The organism is Cytobacillus citreus (assembly GCF_018343665.1).
In the GTDB taxonomy this organism is placed as follows: domain Bacteria; phylum Bacillota; class Bacilli; order Bacillales; family Cytobacillaceae; genus Cytobacillus; species Cytobacillus citreus.
This window is the reverse complement of record NZ_JAGYPM010000003.1, coordinates 368,999-386,378: the sequence shown is the minus strand read 5'-3', so window position 1 is coordinate 386,378 and position 17,380 is coordinate 368,999. Positions and strand designations below refer to the sequence as shown.

Sequence of the window (17,380 nt, the reverse complement as noted above, 5' to 3'; positions counted from 1 at the left end):
ATGACACAGTAATGGAGTATGCGAATAGTATTGTAGGTGGTCGGAAAGTTGCCTGTAAAGAAACAATACAAATGTGTCAAAGGTTCATGAATGATTTAGAAAATCCAGATTACGACTTCAATCCAAAAGATGCAGAGTTTGTTATACAGATAATTGAAAAGACGTTTGTACACCAAAAAGGTGAGGACATGCGAGGCTACCCATTACGAGGTAAGCCTTTTTTATTGGAACCGTGGCAGAAATTTGTTGTCTATAATTTACTTGGTTTTTATCACAAAGGTACGATTCTAAGAAAATTTAAAGAATCATTTATTATGCTTACTCGAAAGCAAGGGAAGACACCATTTGTTTCAGCATTGTCATGGGGATTGGGTTTACTTGAAAGAAAATCAGGTGCGGAAATAATTATTGTTGGTGCAATGTTAAAGCAAGCCATGCAAAGTTTCAATTTTCTTCTCTATAACTTGCGACAAATGGGTGAAGAAAAGAATTTTCGTATCCTTGATAACAACCAAGAACATAGTATCAGTGGGGATCTTGGTGACGGATACATGCGAATTGAAACAATAGCTGGTAACAGTGACCGTATGGATAGTTTAAATACGCTCATTCAAATTTTGGACGAGTTACATCTATATAAAAATGCTAGTCAATACAATACGATTCGAGAATCAGGAAAGGCTTATCGAAATAGTTTGTGTATTGGAATTACTACAGCAGGAGACAATCCGAACAGTTTTTGTTACAACCGAATGAAATATTGTCAAAAAGTCCTAGATGGTACTGCTAAGGATGAACAACTTTTTGTATTCATCACAAAAGCTGATGAAGATGAGAATGGTAATGTGGATTATACAAATCCAATCGAACATGAAAAAGCTAATCCAAATTATAATGTATCAGTTTCAGGACAGGAATTGATGAATGATGCAATTGAAGCTCAGAATGATCCACAACAAAGAAAATCTTTCCTTGCGAAGTCATTAAATATTTATACTTCAGCAATGAAGGCTTATTTCAATTTGGATGAATTTAGAAACTCTAACCGCAAAGTAGAAGAAAAGCTAAATCTAACTGGAAAATCATTAGAGCAAAAATTACAAGCACTATCGAAATTACCTATAGATTGGTATGGCGGTGCTGATTTATCGAAGATGCATGATTTAACAGCTTCGGCATTATACGGCTCTTATAATGACATTGATATTGCAATTACACATGCATTCTTCCCAATTGTCGCTGCTCATTTAAAAGCTGATGAGGACAATATTCCGTTGTTTGGTTGGAAGGATGATGGATGGCTGACAATGACTAACACTCCAACTGTCAACCATGATGATGTTATCAAGTGGTTTGTTCAAATGAAACAAATGGGATTTAAGATTAAACAAGTTGGATTTGACCGTAAGTTTGGTCAAGAGTTTTTCCTTGGAATGAAGCGAAAAGGTTTTTCTATTGTGGATGAGCCGCAGTATTTTCATAAGAAATCGCAGGGCTTTAGAAGGATCGAAAAGAAAACTAAAGACGGTAATTTTTATTATCTTGGTTCTGATGCTTATGAATATTGTGTTCAAAATGTGAGAGCCATAGAAAAGACTGATGATATGATTCAGTACGAAAAAGTTGAAGATAACAGTCGAATAGATTTATTTGATGCTTCTGTTTTTGGTGCAGTAAGAAAAATTGAGAACATGGAAAGATCAACATCCGCAAGAAAATGGTTAGGGAAGGGAGGTGACTAGATGAGATGGTTAGATTTTTTAAAAAGGAAGTCTTCGCAACCTAAAAATGCTAGGAGTTGGTTTTTAAGTCAGGAAGCCTATGATACTTTAGTGATTCCAGGCTACACTAAAATTTCTGATAATCCTGAAGTTAGAATGGCAGTTCATAGAATTGCAGAACTTATTTCTTCGATGACAATTCATTTAATGCAGAATACTGATGATGGTGATATTAGAGTTAAAAATCAATTATCGAGAAAACTAGATGTTAATCCATACAGTTTAATGACAAGGAAAAATTGGATATATAACATTGTTTACACCATGCTTTTAGATGGAGATGGAAATAGTATTATCTTTCCAAAATTTAACGATGGATTGATAGACGAGTTGATTCCATTAAGTCCATCGAAGGTTCGGTTTGTAGACACTGATAATGCTTATAAGATTTATCATGAAAACAAGCCATACAATCATGATGAAGTCTTACATTTCATGATTAATCCGCAACCAGATAAACCGTACATAGGACAGGGGTATAGGTTTGTTTTAAAGGATATTGTTAACAATTTAAAACAAGCTACTGCAACAAAGAAAAGTTTTATGAGTGGAAAATATATGCCTTCTCTGATTGTTAAAGTCGATGCCAATACAGCAGAGTTATCCAGTGAAGAAGGTAGAGATGCTGTGTATAGTAAGTACCTCGAATCTAGCGAGGCAGGTAAGCCGTGGATTATTCCTGCTGAATTACTGGAAGTTGAACAGGTAAAACCATTATCACTTAATGATTTGGCAATTAATGATGCAGTTGAATTGGATAAAAAAACAGTAGCAGGGTTACTTGGAGTACCTGCTTTTTTTGTTGGAGTTGGAACCTATAACAAAGATGAATTTAACAATTTTATTAATTCAACCATCCTTCCAATTGCAAAGGGAATGGAACAAGAGCTAACAAGAAAACTTTTATACAGTCCGGATTTGTATTTCAAATTTAATCCTAGAAGTCTATATGCCTATGACCTTAAAGAGTTAGCTCAAGTTGGCTCAGAAATGTATGTCAGAGGACTTATGATAGGTAATGAAGTTAGGGATTGGATTGGGTTGTCACCAAGGGAAGGATTATCTGAATTAGTTATTTTGGAGAATTTTATTCCACTAGATAAGATTGGGAATCAATCTAAGCTGAAAGGTGGTGGTAAAGATGAATAGAGAAAAGGAACGACAATTTAGAAGCTTACAATCTGACTTGAATACAAGAGCAGAAAAAGATAATGACGAAATGTACATAGAAGGTTATTTTGCTGTATTTAATAATCCTACTGAATTATGGAGAGGTGCTTTTGAAGAGGTTGATCCTAGTGCTTTTGATAAAACATTAGGAAATGATATCCGAGCATTAATTAACCATGATACAGGACTAGTGCTTGGTCGCAATAAATCAAAGACACTAGAATTAAAGGTTGATAGTCATGGTCTTTGGGGGCGAATTACTATTAATCCTAATGATTCTGATGCAGTTAATTTATACGAGCGTGTAAAGCGTGGAGATGTTGACCAGTGTTCATTTGGATTCAATATCTTAAATGAAGAAACAGATTTCCGTGAAGATGGCACAGTAAAGTGGATTTTAAAAGAGATTGATTTACATGAAGTATCGGTAGTTACTTTTCCTGCTTACTCTGATACTGGTGTACAAGCTAGGCAAGCACAATATAACGATCACTATGAAAGAAAACGGGAACAAAAGAAAAATCAATTAAAGGAGAGATTGAAAAGATGTTAAAGCAACTAATGTTATCGAAGAAAATTGAACAAAGGAAATCTACTCTTGCTGAATTACTTATCAGTGAAGAGAATTTTGCTAAGCGTTCAAAGGAGCTAGAAGCCTCCATTGAAGAAGCTAATACCGATGAAGAAGTGGCAGTAGTAGAAGAAGAAATAACGAAGCTTGAGGATGAAAAGAAAGAACTTAGCGATAAGAAAAGTAATCTCGAATCAGAAATTACAGAACTTGAAGGAGAGCTTGAACAATTAAATAGTCAAGCACCTAGTAATAATACACGTTCTAATAAAGCAAATAAAACCACTAATAATTTTAAGGAGGAATCAAGAATGAAAGTTAACAAATACGAGACTCGCTCTCAAATGGTGGAGCGTTTAAACATGGAAGAAGTACAGGAGTTTTATGGTAAAGTTCGTGAGGCGGTATTAAATAAGCGTTCTCTAACTGGTGAAGGCTTATTAATTCCAGAGGCGGTAATGGATAAAATCCAACCGATGATTGGAGATTATTCAAGCCTATATAAAGAAGTTGAAGTGATGAAATTGAATGGTACTGCTCGTGCGATTGTGGATGGTGCAATTCCTGAAGCAATTTGGACTGAAATGACAGGTTCAGTACAAGAATTGGCATTAGCATTTGAAGGGGTAGAATTAGATGGTTATAAAGTCGGTGGATTTGTACCAGTTCCAAATTCAATCCTAGAGGATAGCATGATTGATTTAGCTAATTTTGTTGAAGATAGAATCGCTCGTGCTATCGCTAAGGCAGTTGACAAATCAATCTTAAATGGAACAGGTGCAATTGGTAAGCAACCAGAAGGAATTATTCCTGCTGTAACATCAGCATCTAAAACTTCTGATTTTAAATTAGGCTCACTGCTTCCATTGGTTGGGGCTGTTGATAATGGAGAAGATGGAGTGGGTGAGGTAATTGCTGTTATGAAGCGTGTTACTTACTACAATTACATCCTTCCACAGACAATTGTAAATACTTCTGATGGTCGTCAGGTTGTGCAAGGGGTAGATAATCCTAATATCGCAGGTATTCGAGTTGTATTTTCTCAATATGCTCCTGATGATGCATTAGTATTTGGTGACTTTAAACAGTACATGCTCGGTGAAAGACGTGGGGTACAATTAGCAACTTCATCCGATGTACGTTTCGTTGAAGACCAAACTGTGTTTAAAGGTACAGCTCGTTATGACGGTAAGCCAGCGAACAATGGTGCATTTGTTTTAGTTAACTATGCACCTGCTGTATAGATGTTTAAATGAAAGGGTGAAGGGATATGGCAAAATACATAGTAATAAATAACTTCACTTAGAAGATGGTAATCACGTTTATCGAGTAGGGGATAAATTCCCCCGTTCAGGACGTGTAAAAAAAGAACGAATAGAGGAGTTAACTTCCACTAAAAATAAACGTGGCATTATCTTCGTTGAAGAAGTCGGTGATAATTAGTGGAAAATTACGATGATACAATATTATCACTTGTCAAAGATAGAATAGGATTACGCTCGAATGTCAGAGATAACTATTTAACGTTTATTATAAAAGGGATCATTAAAGAATTAGAGGATGAAAAAGGGTTAGTCATTGATTTGGCTAACCCTTATCATTTGATGTTTATTGTTGATTTTTCTACATGGAGATATCTCAACCGTGACAATATGGATGGTATACCTCGACACTTACAGTTTCGATTGCACAATTTAATCATTAAGTGTGGTGTTGCTAAATGACATTCGACTACGAATTAACTCTCATTGATATTTCACATGGAGAAAATGAAATGGGCGACACTATTGATTTTGAAGTGCCAACAACTATATTATGTGATGTTTTGTCTGTTTCACGTTCTGAACATTATGCAGCGGCTACACATGATTTAAAGCCCTCAATCGTGTTTGTTGTTAATAAATACGAGTATGAAGGACAAAGTGAAATAGAGTTTGAGGGTAAAAGGTACAAAGTCATTCGTGATTACTTACCTCTACAATCAAAAGGATTTAAGACTGCTAACACTATGAATATGGGTAATTTTGAAACAATCGAATTAACTTGCGAGGAAGTGAAGAAAAATGGCAATGCCTAGATCTGTAGTTAAATTTAAAAGAAATGGCGTTGAATTTACTTCCAGTGTCGATAAAGCTATGTACTCGATTGAAGAGTTAAGTAGAGCGGCTCTTCGAGATTCGGCAAAATATATTCGTAGAGAAATGTTGAAAAGGTTGAGAAAGCTTCCGGGAATGAAGAAAAATAGACGTTTATATCGCTCAACACAATATTGGGTTAGGCGAAAGGAATCTGATTTACAAATTGGATTAAAACACAACACATGGTATGGAGCGGATAGCGAACTTGGAACACATAAGCAACCTGCTAGGGGAATTTTAAGAGATTCTGTCTATCTGAATATTGACCAGATCAGAATTATTCAAGGTCAATATTTATCTGCAATTGCAGACGAAAATAGAGTTAGGGGTTTAATCAGCGAAGAAGAATTTGTAAGTCCAGATGGTGAAGAATAATGATTATATTAAGAAAAAAATTAATGAAGCTATTAAAACTTTATCATCCTCAAGTGTATTTTCAAAAAGTTCCTCATACGGCTCAATTTCCTTACATAGTGTTTAACCTTCCCAATGCTTATTCAAATGAGCAGCAAGAAGTGTTTAACTTGGATGTGGATATTTGGGATAACAGGTCTGACACTTCTGAATTGGAAAGTTTAGCGAGTAAATTGTGGAAAGAATTAAACTACTACAAACACACCGATGATCATATCCAGTTCAGTATTTACCGAGAAAACAGACTACCATCACTTGATGAGGATGATACAAACATTAAAAGACGGAAGTTAATCTTCCAATTACGATATTTTGATAGGAGGCTTTTTGAATGAGTAAAACTTATAGCGGATATACAGCCAAAACGGCAGAGAATTTGCTCCTAGATGCAGGGGCATTTTTTATTAACTACGAAATGGAAACAGATACATTTGATACAGCAGTAGCAGAAGGAAAACTTCTTGGTGCAACAAGAGGCGGTGGTCAATTCTCAGCTGTACCAGAAATTAGGGGAATTGAAGTTGATGGTGTAAAAGGAAAAGCGAAAGGCTTGCAGGTCATCGATAGTTGGGAAGTTAAGATGGTTGCGAATGTCTTAGAGGTAACTAAAGAAGGACTTGCAAAAGCATTGACTGCTAGTGAAATTGATACCGAAACAAATACTACCCATGACATCATTAAAGCAAAAAACTACATTGAAATTACGGACTATATTGAAAACATAACTTTTGTCGGGAAGAAGTCAGGAACTGCAGATCCAGTAATTATCCAAATTTACAATGCGCTCAATACCACAGGACTATCTTTACAGACTCAGGATAAAGGAGAAGCAGTAATTGCAATGGAATTTGAAGGACATTATGATGATTCCGATTTAGATAATCCTCCATTTGCAATCTTCTACCCAAAACCAGTAGTACCAGCACCTTAAATATTTAAATTTAGATATTAACTTTTAGGATAGTTAGTCCATTATGAGGACTCATTATCCTTTTTTATTTTATTAAGAGGAGTGATTTAGTTGCAAAAGTTTAAGATGAGACCTTTGAAAACTTCAGATATTTTTAAAATGAGTAAGATTCTAAAAAAGATGAATCTGAAAATTGAGATTGGTAAAGAGATTTCACAAATTCAACTTGGTATCGAATTTGTACAACGAATATTAGAAAATGTTCATCTTGCAGAAGAGGAAGTAAGTGCATTTTTAGCTGAACTAGTTGGACTCGAAGCAAAAGAATTTAAAGAGTTAGAAATTGAGGACACACTTGAAATATTTAAGCTTTTCAAAGAACAAAAAGGATTAGCAAATTTTTTAAAATTAGCAGGGAAATAGATCACATTGAGGTCATTGACCTGCTTTTTAAACGTTACGGGAACATTGAAAGAATAATTGATTTAGATGTTGAGGATGGAACAGAACTCATTTTAAAAGCGTTTGAAAAACAAGCAGAGGAAAAGGCTTTCCAACTCTATGCAGCAAGGTATGCATGGATGGATGAAAATAGCTTTATTCCGTTTACCGAGTTTTTTAGTCCTCAGAAATTAACGGAACAAATCGAGGGAAAATCTGAAAGTGAAATACTCTCAGAAGTTAAAGAAATACTAGATTCCTGTGTTGGAGGTGACGTTCGTGGAAATCTTTAGGCTCTTTGGCTCTATTTTTATAGATAATTCTGAAGCGGAAAGAAGCTTGTCTTCAACAGAAAGTAAGTTTGAAAAGTTAGGCGGTAAGATAGGCGCTATAGGTAAAAAGGTTGGAGACGCAGGAAAAAGTTTGACTGCGAAAGTCACCGCACCAATTATGGGGATAGCGGCAGTTGCGGCAAAGGTTGGTTCTGACTTTGAAGCAAGTATGTCAAAGGTGGCAGCTGTTTCTGGGGCAACAGGCTCTGACCTAGAAGCTTTAACAGCAAAAGCAAGGGAACTAGGAGCGACAACACAGTTTAGTGCAAGTGAAGCAGCTGACGCTTTAAACTACATGGCTATGGCAGGTTGGGATACTGAGCAAATGCTCGGAGGTATTGATGGAGTTATGTCACTAGCTGCTGCATCGGGTGAAGATTTAGCAATGGTATCCGACATTGTAACAGATGCACTTACCGCTTTTGGTATGAGTGCAGCTGATAGTGGCCGTTTCGCCGATGTGTTGGCAACTGCTTCTTCGAATGCAAATACCAATGTCTCAATGCTAGGTGAATCATTTAAGTATGTTGCTCCTGTTGCTGGTGCCTTAGGATATACAGTAGAGGACACATCGAAAGCCTTATCCTTAATGGCTAATGCAGGGATTAAAGGATCGCAAGCAGGAACATCGTTGAAAACAATGATGACTAACTTGGCTAATCCAACTAAAAAGATGCAAACCGCAATGGATGACCTAGGTATTTCTCTTACAAATACTGATGGATCAATGAAAACGCTTGATGAGGTAATGGTAGAATTAAGAGGCTCCTTTGATGGACTTACGGAAGCTGAACAGGCAAAATATGCAGCCACAATATTTGGTAAAGAAGCGATGGCAGGTGCCCTTGCTGTTATCAATGCTAGTCAAGAAGATTACGATAAGTTATCCGACGCTATTAACAATAGTAGTGGAGCAGCTGAAAATATGGCTGCAATTGTTAATGACAACCTTCAAGGTCGCTTAAAAGAAATGAAATCTGCTCTAGAAGAAGCAGCTATTTCTATTTATGAGAACATGCAACCAGCGCTTGAAAAACTTGTGGAATGGATAAAGCAATTAGCTGATTGGTTTAACAATCTATCACCTGCTGTGCAAAACATGATTGTTATTTTTGCAGGAATAGCGGCTGCAATTGGACCTGTTCTCATTATACTAGGTACTCTTATATCCTCAATTGGCTCAATCGTAACTGCAATTGCACCTGTTATTGCAGCAGTTACAGAAATGGGTGGTGTGTTAGCACTTTTAACTAATCCTATTACTATAGCGATTGCTGCTATTACAGGAATTATTGCAATTTTGGTGACTGCATATAACAAAGTTGATTGGTTCCGTGAAATGGTTGATGAAGCCTGGAATAAAATAAAAGAGTTTACTATAGTTGCATTTGAAGCCATCAGCAATACAATCTCGACAATTGTTAGCGAAGTTGTTGACTTTGTTAAAGGACTTCTTGATAAATTTAAAGACTTTTGGGATGAAAACGGAAAGTTTATCATGGAGATTGTTAAAAATTACTTTGAGTCAATTTTAGCGACTATAAAAATGGTGATGGGCTTAATCAAAGGAGTATTTGAAACAGTATGGCCAATCATTTCAAATGTTGTAAAGGTGACATGGGAGTTAATCAAATCAATTGTTAAGACTTCTATCGATATTGTGCTAGGCATCATCCAAACAGTAATGAAGATAATGCAAGGGGACTGGAAAGGTGCATGGGAAACTATAAAGAAAACTGCAGAGAATATATGGAAAAATACAGAGCAGTTTTTTAAGAATATAGACTTAGTGCAAATAGGGAAAGATATCATTCAAGGATTAATTAATGGTATCGGTTCAATGGCAACTGCTGTATGGGATAAAGCTAAAGATATCGCTAGTGGTATCAGCGACACCATTAAAAACTTCTTTGGAATTCGTTCTCCATCAAGGTTGATGATGGAATACGGAGGCTTTATTGGTGAAGGTTTAGAACAAGGTCTTGATGGTACGATAAGGAATATCAAGCAAGCAGCTGATGAAATGGCGAATGCTGCTTTCCCTAACATTAATCCTGTTGATACACACATCAATAAGATAGATAGTTCGTTCGCAGGAGCAAATTCAACATTTAACGGAATGAATAGTTTCGCTCGTATGTTTGAGGGTGCCGTCTTTTATGTACGAGATGATTATGATATCCAACACATTGCAACTGAAATCGGAAATACTTTTTCAAATAATATGCGTGTAAATGGGGTGAGATGATGTTTTATATTGAAACGCTAGACGGTATTCGATTTGACCTAAAACAATATGGATTGCGTGGATTGAAGTTGGAAATGGACTCCCTATCACCTCGACACGACACTACAACCGTTGATAGTATGGATGGACATATAGATATCGAAACCACTTATGAGGGGCGCACAATGCGTGCCTCATTTTTAATGGAAGCAAAGAATAGAGTAGATTACCATTTTTCAAGAAGTAAAATATTTAGGCTTTTTAACGCTAAAACAAAGTTTTACATTATTGACAAGTTTGAACCTAAAAAACGTTGGAAAGTACGTACAGCTACACGATTTACACCTGAAAGAATAAATCATAATGTTGGATTATTTACGCTTGATTTAATATCATCGTCTCCATACGCAGAAAGTATGGGAACAACTCTAAACCCATCATACACAGATGGTTATTTACAGGTATCTTCAAATGAACCTGTGCAGTACACATTTAATCAATCTACTTTCAAGGTATGGAATGAGGGAGACGTTAAGATAGATCCTTGTAGATTCCCATTGAAAATCACATTCGATGGAGCTTCAAATAATCTATATATAAGAAACATAACTACTGGTGATGTTTGGCTTTATAATGGCTCAACAGTGGAAGGTGATGTTATCACACTTGATGGAATCCGTTCACTAAAGAACGGTTTTTCTATTTTTAAGGATACGAATAAGAAATTAATCAAGTTAGTAGAAAAAGGATGGAATGAGTTTGAAATATTTGGAGCGACATCTCCATTTACAATCAGCTTTGATTTCCGATTCTATTACATTTAGAAGGAGGCGGTGATAGTTGGAAACATTAACAAAACGATCTATAGTAATTGATTTAAAACAAGTTAATATGCTTCCTACTCCTCAATTTATTCAACAGGATTCCAATATTCTTGAATTTGTAGTTTTAGATAACGGAGTAGATGCTAATTTAGAGAATATCGGAAAAATTATTGTGAATTATAAAAGACCAGATGGGAAAGTTATTTCTCGCTTATTAACAGCAGAAGGAAATAAAGTAGTTTATGAAATCGGTCAAGCGGAAATGGAAGTTCATGGTGAGGGTTTACTTGAGATTCAATTCTATAGCCTTGATATCCTTCAGCGTATTTCTTCGAGGACATTTAAGATAATTTTATCTCAAAGTATCGGAACTACAGGTATTAGTGAAGACGATAAAAACATAACTATTCTTCAACAATTAATGATTGAAGTCACAGAGTTAAACACTCAAATAACGACAGCAGAAACAGTAAGGGAAAATGCCGAAGCAATTCGTCAATCACAGGAAACAGTAAGAGAAAGCAATGAAGATGCACGTAAATTAGCTGAGGATACTCGTATTCTTGCTGAGAATGAAAGACAGACTAATATATCAACTGCTTTGACAGATATAGAAAACGCTATTCTATCAGCAAATACTGCTTCAATAAACGCTGAGAATCAAGCTAACCATGCAAAAACTCAAGGTGATTATGCGAATGAACAAGCTATATACACCAAAGAAGTAGGAGATATTGCATTAAATAATGCTACAGATGCACTACTTGCAGCCGATTCAGCTAATCAATCAGCAACAAATGCTCAATCCCTTGTAAATTCATCCAAGCATTTAGGTGAATACTCTTCTACCACTAATTACATTACAAACAACGAAGTCCGTTACAACGGTTCAACTTGGAGATGTATGCAAGATTGCATAGGCGTAACTCCAGTTGAAGGTGTCAACTGGACATTAGTAGCGCAAAGAGGTATCGATGGACAAGGGGCAGTTTCAACAGTAAGTGGAAAGTCACCAGATTTAAATGGAGATGTTCAATTAAATGCTTCAGATGTAGGAGCAATCCCCTCTTCCGACATAGGAAAAACTGTAGCTGGATTTAATGAATCAGGTCAAGTATTAGATAAGCACGGTAATGTCGTTGAGGGTAAAGTTAAGTCCGTAAATGGTCAAACAGGTGAAGTGAATATCACAAATGTTGATTCAGCAGATGATGCTGCAAAACTTGGAGGAAATCTACCTTCTCATTATGCAACTGCACAATCCGTCACTGATGTTGACAATAAAATTGGGGTTTTAAATGAATTATCGACCACTGAAAAGGAAAATATAGTTAGTGCAATAAATGAAATAAAACAAACGACTAATGAACGATTTGAAGGCGTTGATACACTTTTATTAGATAAAGCAAATATTACTCATCAGCATAGCATCTCTGATATTATGAATCTACAAACTACTTTAGATGAAAAGGCGGAAACATCCCAAATTGGTGATTTGACAACTTTAACCACTACAGAAAAAGAAGACATAGTTAAAGCATTAAATGAAGTAAATGCAAAGCCTAGCGGTGGTGGTAGCAACGATGAGTGGAAATTACTAAACACCATTGAACTTTCTCCAACATCACCATTTATTTCATTTAATCAACGATTTCAAAATGAGTTCAGTAAGTTAAAATTTGTTATGAAAAATGTATCCATGGACTCAAGTTGTACAGCATCAATGTCATATGTTCTATAAATGTCGAATTCTTTGGAGCGACACAAGATAGCTCACTTATAACATTGGGATATAAAATGGCAATGAACGAAACATCACCATTAAAATATCAACTAAACAACTCGTTCAGAAATCTAATACCATTGGTGTTAACGTTTCCTAGTTCTAGCTCATATCCTCATAATGAGTTGTATGGTGAGTTAGTATTTGAGTTTTGGAGATGGAAAAGTAACGATGGGATGGGAGGTAACGTTGGTGGTGGTACTAATTTAAAAGGATGGTTGTCAGCCAAGCAACTTACAAGCGATTCTCAGAATCTACTTTATGAAGAATACAACATGATTTTTCCTTTGAGAATAAACGGAAAAGCTCCATACCAAATTGGATTGTCTAACACCAGATCTGGAGGGTTCACTAGAGGTACAATCGAGGTTTGGGGAGTACCATTTAAAGAGGGTGAGTTGACATAATGGAAGAGCTAGAGGAGTATATTGACCCAGCAGAAGGACTAGGTGTTGGAGATACTTATGAAAATGATCAAGGTATGTGGGAAATAGGTGAAGGTGGTTCTCGTATGTTAATTGAGCCATCTGAAGATTGGATAATTAAGCACAGACAACCTGAAACAATACCCGAACCCACTCTTGAGGAAAAACTAGAAATATTAGAACAAGAAAATTCTATGTTAAAAATTGCTCAAGCTGAAACAAATACTACCTTGCTTGAATTTATGGAAGAAATATTAATGGGAGGAATGTAAAATGACTATTATACCTTTATTAACAAAGCAATATGCAGTTTGTGTTTATGTGTACGGAACTCGTAAATTTGAAACAGTGGTTGCGGATTATCATGAGCCAGTCAAAGAGTTTGCTGCTAAAACATACACATTGGAACAGATTGATAATGCACTTGTAAAGGGATATATCACGGAATCAGAGTACGTGGAAACAATGAAATATACGAAGCCGGCAGAAGCACCTACAGAGTAAGGTGTATTTTTTATGCCTATAAACAGGTAATAAAACACAAGATTTATTATGATTTTTTGAGATTACATAACCAAGAGAGATACATTTTGTATCTCTCTTTTATTTTCCCTAAAAACAGGAAAGGAGGAATATCTTGTTAATTATAAAAGACTTACATGGAAATGTTGAAGGATTAACGGATTATAAAGATTTGGAAATTAATGAAGAAGTGAATGGCGACTTTTCACTTTCTTGCCAGTTTATTAATTCGGAGAATAATAGTCATGCATGGGATCTGATAGTTGAGGAATCAATCATTGAGCATGAAGGGCATGAGTATAGAATCAAAAAGATTGCTAAAGAGATTTATAGAAAACAGATTCATGCTCCACATGTTTTTTTCGATTTGATTGATCACCAAGTTTATGACATCCAAGGAGGAACAATGTATCCAGAAAATGCATTTGCTTTTATCCTATCTGGCACCGGATGGACTTTTGAAGTTGTGGACAGCATCCCTCCACAGCTTCTTTTTAATTTTGGTGAGGATAATGCATTATCACTAATTCGTAAAGCATGTGAAGCCTTTAACTGTGAGGTAAAGATTGAGCCTAATAGACACCTTAAAATCTATCAGCAGATTGGCAAGGATGATGATTACCAGTTTAGGTACAAGCATAATATTAAAGCTATTAAAGAAAATGTGGATACTACTAAATTAGCCACTGTTATCCGTGGTTATGGGGGCAATAATCTACAAGTCACCTATACATCACCTAATGTTTCTGTATTTGGTGAGCGTCACGCTGAGCCTGTGAGAGACGACGATATCATCGAAGCGTCTACTATGATCGAAAGGTTAAAACGTGAGTTGGTAGATACTCCCGAAGCATCGATCGAGCTTGAAGCAATCTTATTAGAGGGAGCCGAATTAGGGGATACCATTTGGCTAATCCATGAAAAGTTAGGAATTGAGTTTCAAACACGAATTATGGCTAAAAAGAGTAAGCCTAAAACACCTTCTGCCGATACAGTCACACTTGGCAATAGGAAGCAAACTCTATCAGATTTACTGACTGAAACTAAGATTGAAATAAACGAAAATGCCAAGCAGTTTCGCTCTAAAATAGAGCAGACAAATGATCGTATTACCATGGAAGTTGAATCCGTCAATGAATCGATTGCAACCCTAGAAATAAAAGCTGACAATATTCAATTGGGTGTGACGGAGTTAAATGGTCGCATGGGAAATGCTGAATCACAGTTATCAATACAAGCTGGGCAAATACAATCTAAAGTTAGCTATTCAGAGTATAACGGGCCAACTGTTACATCTATGATTACTCAAGATCCCTATTCGATTTCTTTAATGGCTCAGAACTTGAATATGCAAGGGCTTGTGACGTTTACTAACCTAAGTACACAAGGTCAAACAAGGATTGACGGAGGTAACGTGTACGGTGAGCGTTTTGTAGTTGGAAATGGTACCGGATCAACCTTAACCATGACGTCTGTTTATGGCTCTCACTCCTTGCATTCAAATGATGCTAATGGTTTCCGTATGAGTAGTAATGGTTCAATCTCATTAGCAGCAAATGGAGGATATGGTATTTATGCAACAGGAGCACCTTTAGTCGCACAATCAGGCTTTCGTGTTGATAATGGAAGAAAAGCTGAATTTAGTGGTGAAGTAAATGTAAATGCCAATTGCAATGCTTCGTATCTTTACGAGCAATGGGCAAGAGTTGCTACTCAATCATGGGTTTTACAAGTAACAAATGGATTAGTTACAACAACTCAACTAAATAATGCTTTACGTCAAAAAGAAAGTGAAATTGTTGCATGGGCTAACAATAAATTCGTAGCAAAATAATATAAAAATTTAGGAGGAAATTAGAATGGATATTACAATTTTTCTTGTAAACGGACAATCATTAAAAGCTAATGTTACAGATTATAATGCTGTGGAATTCACACAGTCATTAAACAATCCACAAATATTAATGGTGAATATTGGTGACATTGTAATCAACAAACATGCGGTACAAATGATTGTACCAAGTGATTCTATTAACGCACCACAATAAGGAGGTAATAACTTAAATGGAAAAAATGGAACAAGTACAATATTTATTAAATGGTTTTGATATTACAACAATTGTAGGTAATGTTTGGTATCTAGCTTTAGGCTTTATCTTGTTTGATGTTGTGACAGGACTTCTCGCAGCAGGCGCAGAAAAGAAGATCAATAGTTCTATCAATTACATAGGATTAATTAGAAAAGTAGGTGAGTTTGTAGCACTTGCTTTTTTAATTTTTGTTGATGCATTTACAGGTTCAAATGGAATAATTATTAAAATTGGTGTTGGTCTAATTGTTGCGTATGAAGGGTTAAGTATCGTTGAAAACTTTAGCCGAATAGGGATTGATTTAAAATTCCTTACTAAGTATTTTGATCCAAATAAAGTTGGCAAAGGTGATAAATAATGGATATAAACTATTTAATCAACAAGGCGAATAGTAAACTCATTAATGTCCATCCATCTATACATAGCAAAGCAATTAAACTTGTAAGGAAATGTCATTCAGAAGGAATTTACATTTTAATTACACATGGTTTTAGGTCTTTTGCAGAACAAGACGCACTATATGCCCAAGGAAGAACAGTTGCAGGAAAGATTGTAACTAATGCAAAAGGTGGATACTCTTATCACAATTTCGGACTTGCTTTTGATTTTTGCGTTTTAGATGATCCAACAAAGATTAATTGGAATGTTGATTCAAGATGGAAGCGAGTCGGTACTATTGGTGAATCTCTAGGGCTTGAGTGGGGAGGAAGATGGACAGGTTTTGTTGATTACCCTCACTTTCAATTAACCTTTGGATTGTCATTGGCAGATTTAAGAGCAGGAAAGAAACCGCCTGTAATTGTATGTAATGAGGAGGATGAAGAAATGTTAAAAGAAAGATTTGAACCAATTGAACATAGTGAATTAACTTCTGGACAATTGAATATGCTTAACCGATTAATTAGTATCGGAGCAGTATCAGAGACTTATAAGCCAAGTTTGAACACTTTAGAAACTATGTCTATTATTGATAGTGCTTTTAAAAATAGTGGATTCTATGATTTTGCAAAGAAAAAGTAGTATTAAAAAGCCCTTCTCATTCATTTGAGATGGGCTCAAATCTAATCATTGATGATAAATGAAAAAACTTTCTTAGATAATTTAAAAATTTTGCTGTAAAAAATTACAAGCAGTAATGCCACTATGGATACAATCCTCATGATACTTACGGTATTACGCAATTCCCAAGCCTCAGTTGTTAATAAGCCTTCCCACATCTTCATTTCACCTTTTAAATCATAAGCCTTATTAGAGGCGTCTAAATATAAATCATGTTGTTTCTTCAATCTCTTTTGTGCTTCTTTGTGAAGTAGTGAAGTTAATTCCCAATCATTTAATGTGCTTCCACCATTATAGCCTAGGTCATCAAGCGTAAGTCCGCCTGTGTATCGGGAATCATTGTAATTACGATGAATTTCTTCATTATCTTCCTTAACTTTTTCAAGTGTATCTAACTCATTTCTTAACTCAATGTATTCTCCGTATCTACTCCCTGACAGCCTATCAAAAATGTTGATCGGAAACTCATTTATTTCATTATCAACCTTTACTACTCTCCATTCTTGCCCAGTTAAAATATCAGTATACTCATAGAAAGGGAGGTTTTCTGATTTGTATTTGGTTGGTTTGTAGTATGTCAGTAAAACTAGTCCCAAAAGTATTAGTGCGGTTATCCTAATTAACTTTTTCATTCGTTTTCCCCTTAATCATCATCTTTGTATACTACGAATATTAAAAACTAAAGATTCAATC

General features: G+C 35.7%; 21 protein-coding genes. 20 read left to right on the top strand and 1 reads right to left on the bottom strand.

All coding sequences use genetic code 11. The features are described from left to right. Positions 1-11: 11 nt before the first annotated feature. The 20 genes from KHA94_RS13490 (at position 12) to KHA94_RS13395 (ending at position 16,648) form a co-directional block, all read left to right on the top strand. Positions 12-1,742 (top strand): terminase large subunit, encoded by a 1,731-nt coding sequence (locus tag KHA94_RS13490; RefSeq protein WP_213103247.1) that lies wholly within the window; start codon positions 12-14, stop codon positions 1,740-1,742. Then, positions 1,743-2,930 (top strand): phage portal protein, encoded by a 1,188-nt coding sequence (locus KHA94_RS13485; RefSeq protein ID WP_213102655.1) that lies wholly within the window; start codon positions 1,743-1,745, stop codon positions 2,928-2,930. It begins immediately after the preceding gene. Further along, positions 2,923-3,504, top strand: a complete 582-nt coding sequence (locus tag KHA94_RS13480) for an HK97 family phage prohead protease (protein ID WP_213102654.1) — start codon at positions 2,923-2,925, stop codon at positions 3,502-3,504. The genes KHA94_RS13485 and KHA94_RS13480 overlap by 8 nt, the downstream gene beginning before the upstream one ends. After that, positions 3,498-4,766, top strand: a complete 1,269-nt coding sequence (locus KHA94_RS13475) for a phage major capsid protein (RefSeq protein ID WP_213102653.1) — start codon at positions 3,498-3,500, stop codon at positions 4,764-4,766. Before KHA94_RS13480 ends, KHA94_RS13475 begins: the two co-directional genes overlap by 7 nt. Positions 4,767-4,964: 198 nt before the next feature. After that, positions 4,965-5,246 carry a hypothetical protein gene (locus tag KHA94_RS13470; RefSeq protein WP_213102652.1) on the top strand — a complete coding sequence of 94 codons (282 nt, stop codon included), beginning with the start codon at positions 4,965-4,967 and terminating at the stop codon, positions 5,244-5,246. Then, positions 5,243-5,599, top strand: a complete 357-nt coding sequence (locus tag KHA94_RS13465) for a phage head-tail adapter protein (protein ID WP_213102651.1) — start codon at positions 5,243-5,245, stop codon at positions 5,597-5,599. The genes KHA94_RS13470 and KHA94_RS13465 overlap by 4 nt, the downstream gene beginning before the upstream one ends. Continuing rightward, positions 5,586-6,035, top strand: coding sequence for an HK97-gp10 family putative phage morphogenesis protein (locus tag KHA94_RS13460; protein ID WP_213102650.1), 450 nt, complete (start codon positions 5,586-5,588; stop codon positions 6,033-6,035). The genes KHA94_RS13465 and KHA94_RS13460 overlap by 14 nt, the downstream gene beginning before the upstream one ends. Continuing rightward, positions 6,035-6,409, top strand: a complete 375-nt coding sequence (locus KHA94_RS13455) for a hypothetical protein (protein ID WP_213102649.1) — start codon at positions 6,035-6,037, stop codon at positions 6,407-6,409. The genes KHA94_RS13460 and KHA94_RS13455 overlap by 1 nt, the downstream gene beginning before the upstream one ends. Further along, positions 6,406-7,005 (top strand): hypothetical protein, encoded by a 600-nt coding sequence (locus KHA94_RS13450; protein ID WP_213102648.1) that lies wholly within the window; start codon positions 6,406-6,408, stop codon positions 7,003-7,005. The genes KHA94_RS13455 and KHA94_RS13450 overlap by 4 nt, the downstream gene beginning before the upstream one ends. Positions 7,006-7,095: 90 nt before the next feature. Next, positions 7,096-7,407 (top strand): hypothetical protein, encoded by a 312-nt coding sequence (locus KHA94_RS13445; protein ID WP_213102647.1) that lies wholly within the window; start codon positions 7,096-7,098, stop codon positions 7,405-7,407. A gap of 297 nt (positions 7,408-7,704) precedes the next feature. Then, positions 7,705-10,005 carry a phage tail tape measure protein gene (locus tag KHA94_RS13440; RefSeq protein ID WP_338030775.1) on the top strand — a complete coding sequence of 767 codons (2,301 nt, stop codon included), beginning with the start codon at positions 7,705-7,707 and terminating at the stop codon, positions 10,003-10,005. After that, positions 10,002-10,808 (top strand): phage tail family protein, encoded by an 807-nt coding sequence (locus KHA94_RS13435; protein WP_213102646.1) that lies wholly within the window; start codon positions 10,002-10,004, stop codon positions 10,806-10,808. The genes KHA94_RS13440 and KHA94_RS13435 overlap by 4 nt, the downstream gene beginning before the upstream one ends. Positions 10,809-10,824: 16 nt before the next feature. Further along, positions 10,825-12,549 (top strand): hypothetical protein, encoded by a 1,725-nt coding sequence (locus KHA94_RS13430; RefSeq protein WP_213102645.1) that lies wholly within the window; start codon positions 10,825-10,827, stop codon positions 12,547-12,549. A gap of 56 nt (positions 12,550-12,605) precedes the next feature. Continuing rightward, the gene (locus KHA94_RS13425) at positions 12,606-12,998 is read left to right on the top strand and encodes a hypothetical protein (protein ID WP_213102644.1); all 393 of its coding nucleotides are present in this window, start codon (positions 12,606-12,608) and stop codon (positions 12,996-12,998) included. Then, on the top strand, positions 12,998-13,288 hold the full coding sequence (locus tag KHA94_RS13420) for a hypothetical protein (RefSeq protein ID WP_213102643.1): 291 nt from the start codon (positions 12,998-13,000) through the stop codon (positions 13,286-13,288). The genes KHA94_RS13425 and KHA94_RS13420 overlap by 1 nt, the downstream gene beginning before the upstream one ends. 1 nt (position 13,289) lies before the next feature. Then, positions 13,290-13,520, top strand: coding sequence for a hypothetical protein (locus tag KHA94_RS13415; protein ID WP_213102642.1), 231 nt, complete (start codon positions 13,290-13,292; stop codon positions 13,518-13,520). A 133-nt stretch (positions 13,521-13,653) separates the two neighbouring features. After that, complete coding sequence (locus KHA94_RS13410; RefSeq protein WP_213102641.1) at positions 13,654-15,372, top strand: phage tail protein; 1,719 nt, start codon at positions 13,654-13,656, stop codon at positions 15,370-15,372. 25 nt (positions 15,373-15,397) lie between these two features. Further along, the gene (locus tag KHA94_RS13405; protein WP_213102640.1) at positions 15,398-15,586 is read left to right on the top strand and encodes a hypothetical protein; all 189 of its coding nucleotides are present in this window, start codon (positions 15,398-15,400) and stop codon (positions 15,584-15,586) included. Positions 15,587-15,602: 16 nt separating this feature from the next. Then, the gene (locus KHA94_RS13400) at positions 15,603-15,986 is read left to right on the top strand and encodes a phage holin family protein (RefSeq protein WP_249365495.1); all 384 of its coding nucleotides are present in this window, start codon (positions 15,603-15,605) and stop codon (positions 15,984-15,986) included. After that, complete coding sequence (locus KHA94_RS13395) at positions 15,986-16,648, top strand: M15 family metallopeptidase (protein ID WP_213102639.1); 663 nt, start codon at positions 15,986-15,988, stop codon at positions 16,646-16,648. The genes KHA94_RS13400 and KHA94_RS13395 overlap by 1 nt, the downstream gene beginning before the upstream one ends. A gap of 41 nt (positions 16,649-16,689) precedes the next feature. Here KHA94_RS13395 and KHA94_RS13390 read toward each other — a convergent pair whose 3' ends face one another. Further along, positions 16,690-17,319, bottom strand: a complete 630-nt coding sequence (locus KHA94_RS13390) for a hypothetical protein (RefSeq protein WP_213102638.1) — start codon at positions 17,317-17,319, stop codon at positions 16,690-16,692. Positions 17,320-17,380 lie beyond the last annotated feature (61 nt).